This window comes from Prauserella flavalba (assembly GCF_003202235.1).
GTDB lineage: Bacteria > Actinomycetota > Actinomycetes > Mycobacteriales > Pseudonocardiaceae > Prauserella_A > Prauserella_A flavalba.
Genome location: NZ_MASU01000013.1, coordinates 646,301 through 661,639, shown reverse-complemented (window position 1 = coordinate 661,639; position 15,339 = coordinate 646,301). Strand labels below are relative to the sequence as shown.

The following is a 15,339-nucleotide window of genomic DNA, read 5'->3' as shown; positions in this document are numbered from 1 at the left end:
CCACTGTCACGGCGTGCAGGACGGTGGCGGCGGCTCCGTGGTGTCGGTGGGCTCGGTGGTCTCCGTCGGCTCGGCGGTTTCGGTCGGCTCCGTCGCCGGAGGCGGCTCGGTCGGCTCGGTCGCCGTGGGCTCCGTGGGCTCCGTCGTGGCCGGCGGCTCCGTGGGCTCACACGTCGGCGGCGGCGTGGTCGTGCCCGGGTCGTCCGGCGTGGTGGGCGGTGTCGTCGGGGTGGTGGGGTCGCTCGTGCCGGGCGGCGGCGTGGTCGTGCCCGGCAGCTCGGGCTGGTCCGGCCGGTCGGGCGTGGACGTGCCCGGTCCGCCGGTGGCCGGCGGGGCGCCGGTGGCGGGCGGCGTGCTGGGAGCGGGTCCCGGCCGCACGCTCGGTGCCGGGGGTGGCGGCGCGCTGCGCCCCCTCGGCGGGCCCTGGAAGCCCGCCACCGGCCCGCCGTCGGCGAGGACGATCGGGCCGGACGCGCTCGCCGTCGGCGTCACGCCTCCCGCGTAGAGGCTCGCCCACAGCAGCACCGTGCGCACATAGGAGTCCGACTGGTTGTAGCGGAAGACCGCCCGCGCACGGTCCTGCGGGTTGCTGAGGTCGCCGCCGCCCGCGCACAGGTACTTGCCTGCCGCGACGGTGGCGTCGAACACGTTGTGCGGATCGGCGACCCCGTCGCCGTTGCCGTCCGCGGCGTAGGCCCACCACGTGCCGGGAATGAACTGCATGGGCCCCACGGCCCGGTCCCACACGCCGTCGCCGTCGAGTGCGCCGCCGTCGGTGTCGGCGATCGCGGCGAAGGCACCCGCTCCGTTGAGCTGCGGACCGAGGATCGGCGAGAGCGTGCGGCCGTCCCCGTCGACACGCCCGCCGCTCGCGTGCCCTGACTCGATCCGTCCGATCGCGGCGAGCAGGCTCCAGTCGAGCTTGCAGCCGGGGCTCAGCGAGGCGAGTGCGCGTTCGGCGTCGTAGTAGGCCTTCAGCACGGCGCCGGGGATGCCGAGCGAGCCCGTGGCCGACGCGCCCGAGGCACCGGTACCGTCCGCGAGCTCGGGAACCGGCACGCCCAGCGGAGCGCCGCCCCTGGCCAGCGCGAGCGGATCACCGGCGTCGGCGAGGATCTGCGGGCCGAGTTCTCGTTGTGCGGGTAGCTCGCCGGTGGCGCCGAACGGTTCCTGCATCGCGGTTCCCGCCAGTGGCAGCGATCCGGCGCCACCACCCACGAACGGCACGAACGCCAACGACACGGCAGCCAGCGAGGCCACCCGGGCTCTTCTCGCGTTCGCACGTCTGCGACGGGCGAGGGCCCTGCGGTGGGATCGATGCATGCTGTTCTCCCCTTGAACGTCGTCGCCCGGCCGGGACCGGTCACCAGCGCCGGATAAGGATTGTCGCCCCAGCAGCCGCCGCGATGAATCCGCCGAATGCCAGAGTCAGCCTGCACCATGCGCGCCCGCTTTGGCTATGCCCGCGCGCGAGTCGTGCGCTCCCGCACGCGAGTCGTGCGCTCAGGACGCCGAATTTTGCACTCAGGACAACAAGTTGTGCGTTCCGGGCACCGTCACTGCACGGGATGCCCCTCCTCGGCGAACTCGCGGCGGCAGAAATCGGCGAGCGCGCGGACCTTCGCCGTGGGAACGCTGCCGCGTGGATGGGCGAGCACCACGGCGTTGTCGGGCACCTCATCGGCGATCCGCTTGTACACCAAGGGCAGACCGTCGTAGGTGCGGTCGCCGAAGGGCCTGCCCATCAGCACCGAGTAGCCGAGCCCCCTCCCGACCATCGACCGGATGGTCTCCACGTTCGCGATCCGCCAGGCCACGTTCGGCCTGAAGCCGGTCTTGCGCAGGATCTCCTCCACGAGGTCACGCACCGGCCGCAGCGCGAGCAACACCGCGGGCTCGTCGCCGAGCTCGCGGAACGCCACCTCGTCGCGATCGGCGAGCCGGTGGTCGGCGGGCAGTACGAGCTGGACCCGGACCGGAACGATCTCCTCGTGGTCGATCCGGGTGCGGATGTGCTGGGCGTACATCAGGCAGACGTCGAGGTCCCCGTCCTGCAGGCGTTGCTGCAACACGTCGGACGAGGTCTCCAGCACCTCGACCCGCACGCCGGGGTGCCGTCGGGCGAAGTGGGCGATGATGCGCGGCAGCAGCCACGGCGAGAGGGTGGTGAAGCACCCGATCCGCAGCGTGCCGGAAAGCTCGCCGCGCAGGACCTGGCTGATGTTGTGCAGCTCGTCGGACTCCCTCAGCACGGCCCTGGCCTGCTCCGCCGCCAGCAGGCCCGCGCGCGTGAGCGTGACCCCCATCGCGCGCCTGCGCAGCGTCAGCTGCACGCCGAGGCTCGTCTCCAGCTCGCTCACCGCGAGCGACACGGCACCCGGCGAGACGTGCAGGGAGCGCGCGGCGGCGCTGATCGAGCCCTCGTCGGCCACCGCGACGAAGTACTGCAACTGCCGGAGAGTGAACTCCTTCATCAGCTTCCCTGAACAACTTGTGCATCTTTTTTTGGTTTTCAGCGGTTGGCCGAGGGTTCCATACTTGCCCGGACTTTCTCAACGTGGAGGGCCATCGATGCAGTCACCAGCCAGGGGCGCGCACGCGCCGCACGTCGTCACGCTCGGCACCGCCGGGGGTCCGAGGTGGTGGCCGGAGGGAGCCGGGCCGGGGCGGGCCGGAATCGCGACGGCCGTCGTGGTGGGAGAGGCGGTGTACCTCGTCGACTGCGGGCACGGCGTCGGCACGCAGCTGCGGCGGGCGGGCCTGCCGGTCAGTGGCCTGCGCGCGATCTTCCTGACGCACCTGCACTCCGACCACACAGTGGACCTGCCGAGCCTCGCCCTGTTCGGCTTCATGATCCTCAAGGGTGAACGCCCGCCGATCCGGATCCTCGGCCCCGGCGACCGCGGGATGCTGCCGCCGGTGTCGGCGGCCGCGAACGGAGTCACGCCGCGCGCGTTCTTCCCCGACAGCCCGACGCCGGGAACGGCCGAGATGTTCTCACTGCTGCTGCGCGCCTACGGCGCCGACCTCACCGACCGCATGTTCGACTCGCTGCGGTCGTCGCCGCTGCGCTTCTTCGCGGCCGAGGACATCGGGGTGCCCGCGCACACCGGCTACCACCCGAACGACAACCCCACCCCGGCCGGGACGGAGCCGTTCGAGATCTACCGCGACGAGCTGGTCACCGTCACGGCGACGCTCGTCGAGCACCCTCCGGTGGCGCCCGCGTTCGCCTTCCGCTTCGACACCGAGGCGGGCTCGGTGACCATCTCCGGCGACACCGCGCCGTGCGACAACCTCGTGCGCCTGGCCGAGGGCACCGACCTCCTGCTGCACGAGGCCATCGACTTCGGCTGGGTCGAGCGGGCGTACCGGGCCGAGAACCCGGCGACGGCACGCGCGACGATGGAACACCACCGCAAGTCCCACACCTCGCCAGAGCAGGCGGGCGAGATCGCGACCGCGGCCGGCGCCGGTGCGCTGGCGCTGCATCACCTGGTGCCCGGCGACGCCGAGCCCTCGGTGTGGCGGGCCGCTGAGCGCACCTTCTCGGGTCCGGTGCTGGTGCCGGACGACCTGGAGCGGCTGGACTTCGCGCGTGCCGTGGCGGGGAGGGCGTGACCATGAGCGGCATTCCCGAGAGCACGGCACCGGCCACCACCGCTTCCGAGGGCCTGAACAACCGGCACATGCGCCGGATCCTCGCGTCCAGCTTCCTCGGCAGCGCCGTGGAGTACTACGACTTCCTGCTCTACGCCACCGCCGCGGCCGTGGTGTTCAACCACGTGTTCTTCACCGGCCTCGGCCCGGGGCTGGCGGCGTTCGCGTCGTTCGGCACGCTCGCCGCGGGCTACGTGGCGCGCCCGCTCGGCGGCGTCCTCTTCGGACACTTCGGCGACCGGCTCGGCCGCAAGAAGGTGCTCGTGGTCTCGATGCTGACGATGGGCCTGGCGACGACGTTGATCGGGCTCCTCCCGCCGACGTCGCAGCTCGGGGCCGCCGCGCCGGTGCTGCTGGTGACCCTGCGGATCGTGCAGGGGCTCGCGGTCGGCGGCGAGTGGGGCGGCGCGATGACCATCGCGCTGGAACACGCGCCCGGCGGCAGGCGCGGGTTCGCGGCGAGCTTCGCGAACATGGGCGCCCCGGCGGGTGCGTTGCTCGCGACGGTCGCGGTTGGACTGTGCACGCTGTTGCCCGAGGACGACTTCCTGCGCTGGGGCTGGCGGATCCCGTTCCTGTTCAGCATGGTGCTCGTGCTGATCGGCCTGTTCATCCGGCTGAAGGTCACGGAGAGCCCGCTCTTCACGAGGTTCGAGGCTGAGGCGAAGGAGCGCAGGCTGCCGATCGTCGAGGTGCTGACCGGCCACGGCAGGCAGGTCGTGGTCGGGCTGCTCGCCGGCATCAGCATGTTCACCCTCGCCGGCATGGCGACGGTGTGGGCGGTCAACGTCGCCGTAGCCAACGGAGCCGACAAGACGGGTGTGCTGAACTCGAAGGCGGCGGCGGCACTGGTCATGCTGGTGACGACGATCGTCAGCGCCCGCGTGTGCGACCGCCTCGGCCGCAAGCCCGTGATGGTGACCGGGGTGCTCGGCGCGATGGCGTTCGCGTATCCCCTGCTGCTGCTCGTGGAAAGCGGTTCGGTGCTCGGGTTCACGGTCGCGGTGATGGGCGCGCAGGCGCTGCAGGGCATCGTCTTCGGCCCGTACGCGGCGTTCCTGGCGGAACTGTTCCCGACGCGGATCCGGTTCACCGGTGCGTCGCTGTGCTTCCAGGGTGCGTCGACGCTCGGCGCGGGGTTCACCCCCGCGATCGCGGCGGGACTCGTCGTGGCGGGCGGCGGCGGTATGGCACTGCTCGGCGCGGTGTGGGTCGGGGTGCTGGCTGTGTGCCTGGTGGCGATCCTGGCCGCGAAGGAAGGCCGCTCGCGCGACCTGGGCTGACCCGCCGGCCCGCTCGCACGCGCGAGTCGTGCGTTCCCGCTCGCGAGTCGCCCGCTCAGGACGCCGAGTTGTGCACTCAGGACAGCGAGTTGTGCGTTCCGGACGGCGAGTCGGCCGCTCGCCGCCGAGGCGAGAGGCTCCTTACCCACCCATCCCGTCCGGCCGGACAGCGGGAACGCACAACTCGGCGTCCGGAACGCAAGACTCGCGGTCGGGAACGCAAGACTCGCGGTCCTGAGCGGGCGACTCGCGACCCGGAACGCACGACTCGCGAAACGGTCACATGTTGATCATGTGGCCGGCGAGGCCGTGGATCGCTTCCTTCACGGCTTCGCCGAGGGTCGGGTGCGCGTGGACGTTGCGGGCCACCTCGTGCACCGTCAGGTCCCACTGCTGGGCCAGGGTCAGCTCCGGCAGGAGCTCGGTCACCTCGGGGCCGATCAGGTGGGCACCCAGCAGCTCGCCGTACTTGCCGTCGCTGATGATCTTGGCGAAGCCCACCGTGTCGGCAAGGCCGTGGGCCTTTCCGTTGGCGCTGAAGGGGAACTTCGCCACCTGGACGTCGTAGCCCTCCGAGCGCGCCTGCTCCTCCGTGAGGCCGAAGCTTGCGATCTGCGGCTGGCAGTACGTCGCCCTCGGGATCATCCGGTAGTCGAGCTCCATCGTCTCCGCGTCGGCGATGGTCTCGGCCGCCAGGATCGCCATCGACTCCGCGGCGTGCGCAAGCATCAGCTTCGCCGTCACGTCACCGATTGCAAAGATGTGCGGCACGCTCGTGCGGCACCGGCCGTCCACGTCGATCGCGCCGCGCTCGGTGAGCCGCACCCCGGTGTTCTCGAGGCCATAACCGTCCACATTGGGCTGGAAGCCCATGGCCTGCAGCACCTTGCCGGCCTCGATCACCTGCTGCTCGCCGTCCTTCGACACCGTGACCCGCACGCCGCCGGAGGTCTCCTCGATGGACTCCACACGCGTGGACGTGAGGACGTCGATGCCCAGCCTGCGGTAGCGCCGCGCCAGCTCGGCCGACACCTCCTCGTCCTCCAGCGGCACCATGCGGTCGAGGAACTCGACGATCGTGACCTTCACGCCGTAGTTGTGCAGCACGTAGGCGAACTCGACGCCGATCGCGCCCGCACCCGCGATCACGATGCTCTCCGGCAGCTCCGACGAGAGGATCTGCTCCTCGTAGGTCACCACGCGGTCGCTGACCGACGTGCCGGGCAGCAGCTTCGGCGTGGCACCCGCCGCGACGATGCAGTGGTCGAACGTCACGGTCTCGGTCTCGCCGTCGGCGCGACGCACCTCGATCGCCTTGTCGCTGGTGAACGTGCCACGCCCCTCGAACTGCGTGATCGCGTTCTTCTTCATCAGGTAGTGAACGCCCTTGACGCGGCCGTCGGCGACCTTGCGACTGCGCTGGTACGCGGCCTGGTAGTCGAACGACACCTCGCCGTTCACCTGGATGCCGAAGGTGCGGGCCTCCGTGGTGAACAGGTGCGCCAGCTCGGCGTTGCGCAGCAACGCCTTCGACGGAATGCACCCGACGTTCAGGCACACCCCGCCCCAGTAACGCTCCTCGATGATGGCGGTGTCGTAGCCGAGCTGTGCCGCGCGGACCGCGGCGGTGTACCCGCCGGGACCAGCACCCAGCACCACGACGTCGAAGTGTTCACTCATGGTCGCGATTATGCCTTCACGTTCTCGGGTGGCGGGCTCTCCCCGCGCACCTCTGCCAGCAACGACGTGACCGCCGTCATAATGCGTTCGGTCGCCTCCCTGAGCTGGGACGCGGTGGGTTTGTCCGACCGCAGGTCCGAGAGGTCCACCGGTGGCCCGGCCAACAGCTCCACCCTGCGCCTCGGCAGCACGCGGGGCAACCGGGCGCCCTGCGGCAGCACGTGCTGCGAGCCCCAGCACGCGAGCGGGACCACGGGCGTCCCGGTGGTGAGCGCCACGCGGGCGAGGCCCGTCTTGGCCTTCATGGGCCACTCGTCGGCGCGGTCGCTGAAGGCGCCCTCGGGGAACACCACGACACAGTCACCGGCCAGCGCGGCGTCGACGGTGTCGCGGTAGGCCTCGAGCGCGCTCGCCTTGCCGCGGTGCACGGGGATGTGCCTGCCCGACGTCATCACGGCGCGCACCACCGGCACCCGCCACAGGCCCGCCTTGGCGAAGAACCTCGGCACGCGCCCGCCCATCAGGCACGCCACGGTGACCATGATGGGGTCGGCGTTGGACAGGTGGTTGCTCGCGACGAGCACGCCGCCCTCGCGGGGCAGGTGGTGAGCACCGGTCACCCGCAGGCGGGTGCCCATCGCCAGGAACGGTGCGATCACCTCGATCGCGACCGCGAACCACCTGCCCCGGCCGGTACGCGGGAACCGGCGCAGCGCCGTCAGCGGTCGGAGTCGACTTCCTTCGGCCAGCCCGCGAAGTCCCGCACCAGCCGCTGCGCCCGCACCAGTCCCGGCAGCTCGGCCGGGTTGAGCTCCCCGCGCTCGGCCTGGTGCTCCGCCTCCGCCAGCTTCGCCAGCAGGCCGGCCACGTCGACTGTCGACTGCTGCGCCATGATCGGCTCCTTCGTCGAGGTTCAGGCCACACGCTCCAGCACTACGACGGGAATATCACGATCCGTCTTCTTCTGGTAGTCGTCGTAGGCGGGCCACACCGCCGCCATCTTCGGCCACAGCGCGGCCTTCTCGCTCTCGTTCGCCGTCCGGGCCTTGGCCGCGAACTTGTCGGCCTTCACCTGCACCGTCACCTCGGGGTTCGCCACCAGGTTGTGGTACCAGCCGGGGTGCTCGTCGGCGCCGCCCTTGGACGCGACGATCACGTAGTCGCCCTCGTGCTCCTGGTAGATCAGGGCGAACTTGCGCTCCTTGCCGGTTTTGCGGCCCTTGGTCGTCAGGATGAGGATCGGCGCGCCGTTCTCCCAGTCGTGGCCGACCTCCCCGTCGGTCTCCTCGTAACGGCGGACGTGCTCGTCTCCGAACAGCATGAGCGAAAATCCCTTCGTCGGATACGTACCAGCCTAATCCTCAGGCGCCGAGAACGTCGGCGAGCAGTGAGGGGGCCACGTTGCCCCCGGACACCACGATCACGGTGCGTCCACGCGGTAGGTCGCCCACCCGGCTGAGGTACGCGGCAAGGCCCACCGCGCCGCTGGGCTCGGCGACGAGCCTCCCCTTGGTGGCCAGGACGCCCATCGCGGTCCGGATCTCGTCCTCGCTCACGGTGACGATGTCGTCGAGGTACGCGCGCAGGTGGGCGAACGTCAGGTCGGACAGCTGCGAACGCAGCCCGTCGGCGATGGTCCGCGCGCGCCGCTCGATCGGCCAGTCCACGAGCGTCCCGGCGCGCAGGCTCTCCCGTGCGTCACCCGCGAGCTCCGGCTCCACCCCCACCACCCGCGCGCCGGGGCACAGCGTCTTGACGGCGGTCGCGATGCCAGAGGAGAGCCCGCCGCCACTCACCGGCACGAGCACGAGCTCCACGCCGGGGAGGTCCTCGGCGATCTCCAGGCCGATGGTGCCCTGTCCCGCGATGACGTCCGGGTGGTCGAACGGTGGCACCAGCACGGCGCCCAGCTTCTCCACCAGCTCCAGCGCGGCGGACTCGCGTTCGGCGATGGGCACGAGCACCACCTCGGCGCCGTAACCGCGCGTGTTGTCGATCTTCACCTGCGGTGTGACGTCCGGCATGACGATGTGGGCGGGGATGCCGAACGTCCGCGCGGCGTAGGCGACGGCCTGCGCGTGGTTGCCGCTGGAGTACGCGACCACGCCCCGGCTCCGGCTGCGCTCGTCGAGCCGTGCGATCGCGTTCTGCGCGCCGCGCAGCTTGAAGGCGCCGATCGGCTGGAGGTTCTCCGGTTTCAGCCACAGCGGCCTGTCGGCGTCCGCCCACGGGCACGGCAGCAGCGGGGTGCGCACCACCGCGCCGCTGATCCGGTCGGCAGCGGCACGGATGTCATCGATCGTCACGAGTTCCACGGGTTCGAGCCTATTCGGCGAACCGGTCCGTGGCCCGCAGCAGCTCCCGCAGGATGCCGGGTTCGTCGTAGGCGTGCCCGGCGTCCTCCACCATGATCAGCTCGGCGGATGGCCACGCCCGCTTGAGGTCCCACGCGCCAACGGGCGGCGTGCAGACGTCGTGCCTGCCGTGGATGAGCACGCCGGGGATGCCGGCGAGCCTGCCCGCGTCGCGCAGCAGCTGCCCGTCGGAGAGGAAGCCCTGGTGCGCGCAGTAGTGGTTCTCGATGCGCGCGAACGCCAGCGCGAAGCGGGGGTCGGAGAACTGCTCGACCAGCTCGGGACGGCGGCGCAGCGTGATGGTGTCGGCCTCCCACGTGCTCCAGGCGACAGCGGCGGGCCCGTGCACCAACGGGTCCGCGTCGAACAGCAGGTCGTGGTAGGCGGCGATCAGGTCGCCGCCCCTGCGCTCGGGCGGCACCGCCTCCACGAACCGCTCCCAGCGCTCGGGGAACAGGAAGCCCGCGCCCCCCGCCGTAGAACCAGTCCAGCTCCTTGCGGCGCATGGTCCAGATGCCGCGCAGCACCAGTTCGGTGACGCGCTCGGGGTGCCGTTGGGCGTAGGCCAACGCGAGGGTGCTGCCCCACGAGCCGCCGAAGACGAGCCAGCGGTCGATGCCGAGGTGCTCGCGCAGCTGCTCGAGATCAGCGACGAGGTGCCATGTCGTGTTGGTGCTCAGGTCGGCGTCCGGGTCCGCGGAGTGCGGGGTGCTGCGGCCGCAGCCGCGCTGATCGAGCAGGACGATGCGGTAGCGGGCGGGGTCGAAAAGCCTGCGGTGGGCGGGCGAGCTGCCGCCGCCCGGCCCGCCGTGCAGGAACACGGCGGGCTTGCCGTGCGGGTTGCCGCAGACCTCCCAGTAGACCTCGTGTCCGTCGCCGACGGCGAGCAGGCCGTGCTCGTGCGGCTCGATCTCGGGGTACGGCTCGGACACAGCAGGCTCCCCTCCCAGGACACGCGCGCCGCAGCCTAGCCAAAGTGCGCCGACAGGGAAACCGATTCTGCCCCCAAGGCCACCTTTGTTGCGTTCAACGCAACAAAGGTGGCCTTGGGGAGCGTTGCTAGAAGCGGATCGTGCGGAGGGTTCGGCAACTGCGGGCGGCGCTGGCGAGCGGGTCGGCGGGCTGGTCGTGCTCCACCACGTACTCCCGGACGCCGGAGACGTCCCGGCGCCGGAAGATGCGGCGGAAGTCGATCGTGCCGTGGCCGACGTCCTCGAACGACCCGTCGGGCGCCATGTCCTTCACGTGGAACACCGGGAACCGGCCCGGGTACCGCTCGAAGTACTCCACCGGGTCGTAGCCCGCCCTGATCGCCCAGTACAGATCCAGCTCGAAGTCCACGTACCTCGGGTCGGTCTCGCTCGCCAGGATGTCGTAGAGCACCTCGCCCTCGACGGTCCGGAAGTCGAAATCGTGGTTGTGGTAGAGGAATCCGAGCCCGGCGTCCCGCGCGGCCCTGCCCGCCTCGGTGAACTCGGCCGCCACCTGCCGGTAGCCCGCCGGTGTCCACAGTGAACTCGGCAGCGACGGCACCACCACGTACTTCACGCCGAGCACGTGGGCGTTGGCGAGTTCCCGCTGCCAGTCACCCCGGATCGCGTTGAGCGACAGGTGCGTGAGCACCGCCCGCAGGCCCGCCCGGTCCAGCATCGTGCGGAACTGCTCCGGTGTGTGCCCGTACAAGCCGCTCACGCCCACCGTCGAGTACCCGATCCGCCCGAGCGCGTCGAGCGTGCCCTGCGCGTCGGTGGTCATCAGCGACCGCACCGTGTAGAGCTGGATGCCGATGTGTCCCGGCGGCACCCGCCGAGGGCCCGACGCCAGCGCCGTGCCGCCCAGCAGCCCGCTCGCCCCCGCCACGGCCACCGAACCGGCGGCCAGCCGCAGGAAGTCCCGTCGTGTACTCATGAGGTCACGCCCTTTCCGTTGAACTGCAACACGTCCAGCGAGAGCAGGTCCGGCTGATCCGGCGTCCAGGCCGGGTTGACGAACACCAGGTAGAGCTTCACGGTCCTCCCCGGGTCGGTCAGGGTGACGTCGGTGTTCACGACGTTGCCCCAGCCGCCCGTGTTGGGCACGTCGACCGAGCCGAGCAGCTCGCCGTCCGGTGCGTCGGCGCGGAACTCGATCGTGCCGCCGATGCCGCCGGAGCTCGCGCTGACGGTCAGCGAGTCGATGCCCTGCAGGTGGATCGGGTCGTAGGCGACCCAGTCACCGTGCTCGATCTCGCCGAGCCGCTTGCCCGCCGACGCGTCGGCGCGCTCCAGAACGTCGATGCCGCTGTGGTCCTCGAAGTGCTCGGCCTCCTTGTGCTTCGGCTCCAGCGTCAGGTGCGCCGACCCGGTGAGCGCGGGCACGCCGCCCCTGCCGCCGTCGTCGGTGTACTGCGCGCTGAGCGCCGCGTACAGGTTCTGCCCAGGACCGTGGCTGTCCCCGGCATCGGTCGCGATCTCCCCGGTGCAGCCCGTGACGTTGTCCATCGGGTGCAGGTGGTCGTCGTGTCCGAGCTGTGACTGCACCACGACCTTCGAGCAGTCGATGGTCCGGTCCTCCGCGTCGATGACCTCGACCCGGAACGGGATCGTGTCACCGAAGTCGAACATCCCGCCGTCCGGCGGCAGCACGATCCGCACCTCCGGCCTCGTGTTGCCGACGGTGATCTCGGTGACGGCCACGGCGGTCAGATCGGGGTTCTCGGTGCTGGTCACCGTGAGCCGCGCGGTGTACTGCCCGCGTTCCTTGTACTTGTACGCCGGGTTGGCCTGCGTGGAGTCGACCGTGCCGTCGTTGTCGAAGTCCCACGCGTAGGTCACCGGCTCACCGTCGCCGCCCACGGAGCCCTCGCTGGAGAACGAGACCTTGAGCGGCGCCTTGCCGGAGTCGGTCGACGGCGTGATCGCCGCTGTCGGCGGCCGCCCGTCGGCGACGTAGTCGATGCGGTAGATGCCTGCGCCGTCGTTGCTGCCGCCGCGGCCGGTGCCGCTGCCCTCGCCGAAGTCGATCACGTAGAGCGAGCCGTCCGGGCCGAAATGCGCGTCGAACGGCTGGATCCACTCCAGGTCAGCGAAGATCCCGTTGATCGACAGCAGGTCGCCTGGCCGGGCGGGCGCGAACCGGGGGTCGGTGAACGTCTGCTCGTGCTGCTGCACCGACATCACCTTGAACCACCGGCGGGTCAGCTCGTAGTTGAACCACTTGCCGTCGAAGTACTCGGGGAACTTCGAGATCCGCGGGTTGTCCGGGTCGTAGTCGTACACCGGGCCGGCCATCGGGCCGCCACCGCCCGTGCCCAGCTCGGGGAACTCCGCCGAGGCCGAGTAGGCGTACCACATCCACGCGGGCTGGGCGGGCGGCAGCTCGCGCAGGCCGGTGTTGTTCGGCGAGTCGTTGACCAGGTTGCCGCAGTCGAACGGCTCCCCCGACGTGCCGGTGGCGAAGTCGTAGTCGACGAACGGCGTGTTGTTCCCGGTGCAGTAGGGCCAGCCCTGGTTGCCTGCCTCGGTGATGCGCAGGAACTCGACCGTCCCTTCCGGACCGCGCTCGGGGTCGGCCTGCCGCGCGTCCGGCCCGTAGTCGCCCACCAGCAGCGAATTGGTGTGCGGGTCGACGGTGATGCGGAACGGGTTGCGCAGGCCCATCGCGTAGATCTCCGGGCGGGTCAGCTCGGTGCCCGGTGCGAACAGGTTGCCCTCGGGGATGGTGTAGGTCCCGTCCGGCTGGGGCGTGATGCGCAGGATCTTGCCCCGCAGGTCGTTGGTGTTGCCCGACGTGCCCTGCGCGTCCCAGGCGCGCCTGCCCTCGCGCTCGTCGATCGGCGAGAACCCGTCGGAGGCGAACGGGTCGGTGTTGTCCCCGGTCGCCACGTAGAGGTTGCCGTCACCGTCGAAGGTGATCGAGCCCGCCATGTGCGAGTTGGCCCTGCCCTCGCCCCGGAACGTGGGGATCTCCAGCAGGCGCTTCTCGGTCGCGAGGTCGATCGTGCTGTCGGCACCGACCGTGAACCGCGAGAGGTTGAGCTTGTTCTCCTGCGGGTCGGAGTACAGCAGGTACAGCCAGTTGTTCTCGGCGAACGCCGGGTCGAGCGTGAGGCCCAGCAGGCCGTCGGACTGGCTCGTCATCTCCGGCGTGTACTGGAAGTCGAGCGCCGTCGTGACGTTCAGCGACTCCTGGTCGACGACCTTGAGCGCGCCGGTGCGCTGGATCCAGAACACGCGACGGTCGGGCGCCACGGCCAGCTCGAACGGGTCGGCGAGGTCGGCGTCCACCAGCGGCACGCGCTGGAAGTTGCCCGTCTGGGTCGCCGAGCAGTCACCCTCGACCGCGCCGGCCGCCCACTCGATGCCGCCGAGCAGGTGCGAGAGGAACAGTTCGTCGGAGAACTTCTCGGCGGCGTGACCGCCCGCGGTGAACCAGGAGCGCCCGCCGTCGTAGTTCTGGCACCACGAGTACGGGTGGTCGACGCCCTCGTCGAGCCCGGTGACGCCGTCGCGCACCTTGATCTGGGCGAGGGTGTGGACCGCACCGGTGGGGTTGACCCGCCAGTTGTACCACTCCTCGTTCTGCTCCCACAGCTCCGGAAGGTCCTGCGTGGACGGATGGACGCGGTCGAGCACCTTGACCCTGCCGACCTGCGGTGCGGGGTGGTGGTCGAAGATGGCGCCGACCAGGCCCTCGTACCACTCCCAGTCGCGCTCGCTGGCCGACGCGGCGTGCACGCCCGCCCAGCCGCCGCCCGCCTGGACGTAGCGCTGGAGCGCCTCGCGCTGGGCGGTGTCGAGCAGGTCGCCCGACTCGGGAGTGGAGTTGGTGTTGTTGAAGACGACGGCGTCGAACCGGGCGAGGTTCTCGTCGGTGAACGCCGCGGCGTCGTCGGTGGACTCGACGGTGAAGCCGTGCTCGGCGCCGAGCTTTTCGATCGCCGCGATGCCCGCGGGAATCGAGTCGTGGTGGAAGTTGGTCACCTTGGAGAACACGAGCACGCTGAAGCGTGCCTGCGCCGCCGCGGGGAGCGCGGACGCCACCCCCGCGGCGAGCAGGAACGCGAGCAGCGCGACCAGTGTTCTGGCACGTCTGCGACCGGACATGTGGACCTCTCCGTTGAGTTACAGCGTTGTGGAAAGCGCTTTCACTTCGTACATGCCGGGAAGTATTCAGTTGTCGTGCCGGGAAAGGTGAAACTGCGAAAGGTGAATCAGAGAGTGAGCTCGGGGATCGCGATCCTGCGACCCTCCCTGGCCGACTGCAGCCCGAGCTCGGCCAGCTGCACGCCACGCGCGCCGGCCAGGAAGTCCCACGGGAACGGCTCGTCAGCCGCCACGTGCCGGAGGAACATCTCCCACTGTGTCTTGAACCCGTTGTCGAAGTCGGCGTTGTCGGGCACCTCCTGCCACTGCGACCGGAAGTCCTCGGTCGCGGGCAGGTCGGGGTTCCACACCGGCTTCGGGGTGGTGGAGCGGTGCTGGACACGGCACCGGCGCAGCCCGGCGACGGCGCTGCCCTCGGTGCCGTCCACCTGGAACTCCACCAGCTCGTCCCGGAACACCCGCGTCGTCCACGAGGAGTTCACCTGCGCGACGATGCCGCCGTCGAGCTCGAAGATGCCGTACGCGGCGTCGTCGGCCGTGCAGGCGTAGGGCTTTCCGTCCTCGCCGACCCGTTCCGGGATGTGGGTCGCCGCGAGCGCCTGCACCGAGCGGACCGGGCCGAAGATCTCCTCCAGCACGTACCGCCAGTGACAGAACATGTCGATGATGATGCCGCCGCCGTCCTCGGCGCGGTAGTTCCACGAGGGCCGCTGCGCCTCCTGCCAGTCCCCCTCGAACACCCAGTAGCCGAACTCGCCGCGCACCGAGAGGATCCGGCCGAAGAAGCCGCCGTCGACGAGCCGCTTCAGCTTGAGCAGGCCGGGCAGGAAGAGCTTGTCCTGCACCACGCCCACCTTCACCCCGGCGGCCTTGGCGATTCGGGCCAGCTCCAGCGCCGTCTCGGTGTCCTCCGCCGTCGGCTTCTCGGTGTAGACGTGCAGCCCGGCGGCGACGGCCTTCTTCACGCCCTCGACGCGGCGGCTGGTCACCTGCGCGTCGAAGTAGATCTCGGCGCCGGGCAGCTTCAGCGCCTCGTCCAGATCCGTCGTCCACCGGTCGAGACCGTGCTCCTTCGCGATGGTCGCGAGCTTGCTCTCGTTGCGGCCCACCAGAATCGGCTCAGGACGCAGCACCGTGCCGTCGGGCAGCCGCAGCCCGCCCTGCTCCCGGATCGCCAGAATCGACCGCACGAGGTGCTGCCGGTAGCCCATGCGACCGGTGACCCCGTTCATGACGATCCCGACGGACCGTTCCTCGTTCGCCGCCATCGAACACCTT

The 15,339-nt window shown here is 70.6% G+C and carries 12 protein-coding genes and 1 pseudogene; 2 read left to right on the top strand and 11 right to left on the bottom strand.

Annotated elements, in window-relative coordinates:
* Positions 1 to 6: 6 nt before the first annotated feature.
* A complete protein-coding gene (locus tag BA062_RS30430; RefSeq protein ID WP_245960073.1) occupies positions 7 to 1,260 on the bottom strand; it encodes a lytic transglycosylase domain-containing protein in 1,254 nt (417 codons plus the stop codon).
* Positions 1,261 to 1,556: 296 nt separating this feature from the next.
* Positions 1,557 to 2,474, bottom strand: coding sequence for a LysR substrate-binding domain-containing protein (locus tag BA062_RS30425; protein ID WP_110342505.1), 918 nt, complete (start codon positions 2,472 to 2,474; stop codon positions 1,557 to 1,559).
* 97 nt (positions 2,475 to 2,571) lie between these two features.
* Between BA062_RS30425 and BA062_RS30420 the strand changes: the two genes are divergently transcribed.
* Together BA062_RS30420 and BA062_RS30415 are read left to right on the top strand one after the other, a co-directional pair.
* Positions 2,572 to 3,621, top strand: coding sequence for an MBL fold metallo-hydrolase (locus tag BA062_RS30420; RefSeq protein ID WP_110342504.1), 1,050 nt, complete (start codon positions 2,572 to 2,574; stop codon positions 3,619 to 3,621).
* Between the two features lie 2 nt (positions 3,622 to 3,623).
* Positions 3,624 to 4,943: an MFS transporter gene (locus tag BA062_RS30415; RefSeq protein ID WP_110342503.1), complete on the top strand. Its 1,320-nt coding sequence runs from the start codon at positions 3,624 to 3,626 to the stop codon at positions 4,941 to 4,943.
* Positions 4,944 to 5,222: 279 nt separating this feature from the next.
* On the opposite strand, the gene lpdA is transcribed toward BA062_RS30415, so the two are convergent.
* The 9 genes and pseudogenes from lpdA to BA062_RS30375 all read right to left on the bottom strand — a co-directional run bounded on the left by lpdA (position 5,223) and on the right by BA062_RS30375 (position 15,329).
* Positions 5,223 to 6,623 (bottom strand): dihydrolipoyl dehydrogenase, encoded by a 1,401-nt coding sequence (gene lpdA / locus BA062_RS30410; protein ID WP_110342502.1) that lies wholly within the window; start codon positions 6,621 to 6,623, stop codon positions 5,223 to 5,225.
* 8 nt (positions 6,624 to 6,631) lie between these two features.
* Entirely contained in the window at positions 6,632 to 7,282 is a 651-nt protein-coding gene (locus tag BA062_RS30405; protein ID WP_245960072.1) for a lysophospholipid acyltransferase family protein, read from the bottom strand.
* A 59-nt stretch (positions 7,283 to 7,341) separates the two neighbouring features.
* Positions 7,342 to 7,515, bottom strand: a complete 174-nt coding sequence (locus BA062_RS40010; protein WP_158303091.1) for a hypothetical protein — start codon at positions 7,513 to 7,515, stop codon at positions 7,342 to 7,344.
* Positions 7,516 to 7,536: 21 nt separating this feature from the next.
* The gene (locus tag BA062_RS30400; RefSeq protein ID WP_110342501.1) at positions 7,537 to 7,944 is read right to left on the bottom strand and encodes a nitroreductase family deazaflavin-dependent oxidoreductase; all 408 of its coding nucleotides are present in this window, start codon (positions 7,942 to 7,944) and stop codon (positions 7,537 to 7,539) included.
* A gap of 40 nt (positions 7,945 to 7,984) precedes the next feature.
* Complete coding sequence (locus tag BA062_RS30395; RefSeq protein ID WP_110342500.1) at positions 7,985 to 8,938, bottom strand: threonine ammonia-lyase; 954 nt, start codon at positions 8,936 to 8,938, stop codon at positions 7,985 to 7,987.
* Between the two features lie 10 nt (positions 8,939 to 8,948).
* Positions 8,949 to 9,909 (bottom strand): annotated as a pseudogene (gene pip, locus BA062_RS41455) (prolyl aminopeptidase).
* Between the two features lie 127 nt (positions 9,910 to 10,036).
* A complete protein-coding gene (locus BA062_RS30385) occupies positions 10,037 to 10,885 on the bottom strand; it encodes a sugar phosphate isomerase/epimerase family protein (RefSeq protein ID WP_110342499.1) in 849 nt (282 codons plus the stop codon).
* Positions 10,882 to 14,061 carry a ThuA domain-containing protein gene (locus BA062_RS30380; RefSeq protein ID WP_110342498.1) on the bottom strand — a complete coding sequence of 1,060 codons (3,180 nt, stop codon included), beginning with the start codon at positions 14,059 to 14,061 and terminating at the stop codon, positions 10,882 to 10,884. The genes BA062_RS30385 and BA062_RS30380 overlap by 4 nt, the downstream gene beginning before the upstream one ends.
* Before the next feature lie 107 nt (positions 14,062 to 14,168).
* Complete coding sequence (locus BA062_RS30375; RefSeq protein WP_110342497.1) at positions 14,169 to 15,329, bottom strand: Gfo/Idh/MocA family protein; 1,161 nt, start codon at positions 15,327 to 15,329, stop codon at positions 14,169 to 14,171.
* Positions 15,330 to 15,339: the final 10 nt, after the last annotated feature.